Here is a 3683-nt window from a genome sequence, read left to right on the forward strand (position 1 = left end):
CAGGTCCCGGCGTGATCACACCGGCCCGTGCTCCGAAAGGCCGGGAACTGATCCCCGCATTAAAGATCTACAACCGTCGCCACGCCCGCCGCCGCGCACCGGGAGAACGCGGCTTCTCGACCCTCAAGACCTGGCGCATCCTCAACAAGGTCCGCTGCACCGTGGACAAGGTCAGCGACATCGCTCGAGCCATCCTCGCACTACACCTCGCCACATCGACCACCGTCAGGCTGTAATGGCCTCAGTGATAGGGCGTTAAGTAGGCAGTCAGGTGGTGCGGGGTCTGCCTTTAGCTGGCTTGCCCGGTGTTAGGGGGGCCGGTCGTCGGGTTAGTTCGGGTACCTCAACCTCAACACCGCCAGCGCGAAGCTCGTTTTCCATGATCTTCGCTGAGCGGGAAGAGCGCAGGCCGTGGCGGCTGCCCACTTCAGCTTCTATTTGCCCAGCGAAACCGAAAGTCGGGCGCGGAGGTCCTTTCGAAGAATCTTTCCAGAGGCCGTTTTGGGGATAGCATTCACGAACGTGACAGCGCGGACGCGTTTATAGGGTGCGACACGTTCGGCGACGTAGTTTTTGACGTCCTGCTGTGTAAGTTCGGCACCAGGAACGGCTACGACGAAAGCATGCGGGATCTCCTGGCCGCAGGCGTCGTGGCCGGCGACGACGGCCGCGTCCGCGATCCGCGGGTGTCCCAGGAGCACCGCCTCCAGCTCGGCTGGCGGCACCTGGTATCCCTTGTATTTGATCAGCTCCTTGACACGATCGACGATGTACCAGTCGCCGTCTTCGTCTACTCTCGCCACGTCGCCGGTGTGCAGCCAGCCATCGGCGTCGATAACCGCCTCCGTGTCGGCCGGACGGCCAAGGTAACCCCGCATCACCTGGGGACCCTTTACCCACAACTCGCCGGACTGGCCGACACCGAGATCCTCGCCGGTAGCCACGTCGATGACTCGGGCGAGCGTATTCGGGACCAGTGGGCCCACCGTGCCCGGCTTAACTCGAAGGTCTTCATATGGTTGCAGGTGTGACACACACATCTCCGTCATGCCGTAGCCCTGTTGCACCCGGCAGCCAAGCCGTGCCGCGCAGGCTTGTGCCAGATTGCCGTCGAGGGGTGCAGCACCGGAGACAACCACATCGAGGGCCGGAAGCTCGTAGTCGTCGACGAGTGGGTCATTCGCCAATGCCAACACGATTGGCGGAGCGACGAACGCCCGGTTGACGCGATGGTCTTGCATCGCGGTGAGGAACTCAGCCAAATGAAAGCGTGGCAACACGATGAGTGTGGCACCCTGCGCCAGCGCCATGTTCATTACCACGGTAAACCCGTAGGCATGGAAGAATGGTACTATTGCTAGCACTCGATCGCTGGGCACATATTTTACCATCTGCTGGGTTTGGACTATGTTGGCGACCAGGTTGCCGTGGGTGAGCATGACAGCCTTCGTCGCGCCGGTCGTGCCCGAAGAGTATGGCAGCACCGCGAGCGATGTCACCGGGTCGATGTCCACCTGTGGCGGTGGGTCGGTGCTCGCCATCAACTCGCGGATCGAACGGTATCCTTGCGCGTCGTCGCAGACAAACACCTCCTGCACTCGATCCGCGGCGGCAGTCGCCCGGTCTAGGAGTGCCGAGATGGTGACTAGGAACCTTGCGCGGGAGTCGCTGATCTGCCTGAGTACGTCGTCGCTGGTGGCGAGCGCGTTGACCGTTGTAACTGTGGCTCCCGCCGCCAGCGCAGCGTGGAACACCACGGGGTATAAGAGCGTGTTCGGGCTCAACAATGCCAGGACATCACCTGGACGCAGCCCGGCGGTTGCCAGACCAGCGGCAAGCCGGTCGACGTTGTAGGCAAGCTCCGCGTAGGTCATGGTCTGGCCGGACTGGCCGTCAATCAGCGCGGGGTGGGATCCGCGGGCCGTCGCCGAGTCGATGACGACTTGTCGCAGCGAGGCGCGGGGGATCTTTACGCCAGCCAGAGGGCTCGAAAAGGGCACCATCCCTCGCTTCGCTTGAGACGTGCTGTTGATGTCACTTAGTGGGCAACGCACAGTCTTGCGCAGACGCTGGGCCGCTAACCACAGTCTAACATGCCGGTCGAGGCAGAGCTCGACCAGTGCGTGGTGGCGGTTCCCTGGCCAGATGATCGGCATCGCGCTGTCCACACCGCGCCCATCCGACGCCGCCTGCACCGCCGGCTTGCTATCCGGCCCGTCCGCCACTGTGAACGCGACCGATCCTGCGAACTACCAACAGGACGTCATGGTCATGCAGCACCGAGGTCTCCACGGTCGCGGGGGCGACCTGTCAGGGCACCTCCGCACCACCATGGACGCCCACTCCGCCACGCACGCAAACGAGGTCAACAGAAGCGGCACCCGCTCCGGACCATGCGGGACGCTACGTGACGAGGTCCGCGCATGACATAGCCATCCAGCGTGTCGCGACCGATTACGCCCGCGATTCCGAACGCAGCCTCACCGTGTGAACGCCACAGCCGACATCGCGTCCGACTGGCCTAGGCGAACTGCAACCGACAAATGAGGTAAACCGAAGCAATGATGCGTGTCTTTCGTCATTCCGGCAACGGGCGCTGGGCAGGCTCCCGCAGCCGATTTGGTCGCTGGAAGGATCGTCGCGCCACATCGTGATTTCAACAGCGGTCGTAAGTCCAAAGCGAAAAGCGCGTGATCGCGACGAACCCCATTCGTTCGTAAACCAATCGACCCGAACTGCTTGAAAGCAACATCGTAGGGCAGTCAATGGCGGCCTGTGCCGCGGCCCACGTGATCTGACTAGCGAATCGCCGTCCCCTTGCCGGCTCAGCCACAGACACATAGTTTATGGTATTAATTCCTTCATGAAAGAAGGAGGCGGCAGTCGCAACTGCGGTGCCCTCCGACCGGCCTAACCAAAAACGCCACCCGCTGCTCAAAGCGGCGGGGCTGAATAGCCTGCCGCGTCTCCAGCCTTCCCGGTTGAGCGGGTAGGCATCAGCGAGGGTGTCTTCGAACTCGCGTAGGTGATCGGCAGTTGTGACCTCTTGTATGTCGAGCGACATGTCGGGGACGTATGGCTGGCACGTAGGCAATCGCAACATCAGCGGCGGATAGCCTGCTGGCGTCCAGCCCTCGAGCTCCGTGCTCGTGGGCCAGGCGCTCCACAGATAGAAGATGCCCTGTTCGCGCTGCGGCCGCTCCCCGTCAGCGAAACATCGAGCGGCACGTGCGATTGCTCCCATGTCGCGTGGCGGCCGCAGGACAGTCGCGCTGTTAGCGAACCCAGCTCGGCCGCCGAGGTCGGCCAGCGCGAGCTCCTCATTCACAACCGTCCTACCGCCTTGTGCGGCAACAAGGTCATTTGCGGAGGATGCCAATGCCCGTACGTATTGCCTCAGGACAGTGTCATCGGAACGGGTGCGAACACTCCAGCCGTCATCGACCGTCGAAGCCCCAGCGTTGCTCGACATAGATTCCCCTCAGTCGCCCTGTTGTATGGCAATACGGCGACCGCCGTCGTGAAGTTCCATGGGACGCGAAGGCAGGACATGCGAATGCGTCAGGGTTGTGATTTCGGATCAGGGACGACCTAGTGCTCTGACCGGAAAGGTTCGCCGGGTTGATGGCTGTCGGGATTGGATGTAGCCCGACATCCGATCCGACGTTGGAGGCAAGGTGGCG

Annotated in this window: 2 protein-coding genes; one reads left to right on the plus strand and one right to left on the minus strand. The window is 62.4% G+C overall.

Going from position 1 to position 3683, the window contains the following annotated elements; translation table 11 throughout:
• A partial coding sequence (locus tag AB0J67_RS39815; protein ID WP_363490800.1) for a transposase family protein occupies positions 1-236 on the plus strand: 236 nt, incomplete at its 5' end.
• A gap of 198 nt (positions 237-434) precedes the next feature.
• On the opposite strand, the gene AB0J67_RS39820 is transcribed toward AB0J67_RS39815, so the two are convergent.
• A complete protein-coding gene (locus tag AB0J67_RS39820; protein WP_363490802.1) occupies positions 435-2156 on the minus strand; it encodes an AMP-binding protein in 1722 nt (573 codons plus the stop codon).
• Between the last annotated feature and the right edge of the window lie 1527 nt (positions 2157-3683).

The sequence above is a fragment of the Catellatospora sp. NPDC049609 genome (assembly GCF_040675365.1).
GTDB lineage: Bacteria > Actinomycetota > Actinomycetes > Mycobacteriales > Micromonosporaceae > Catellatospora.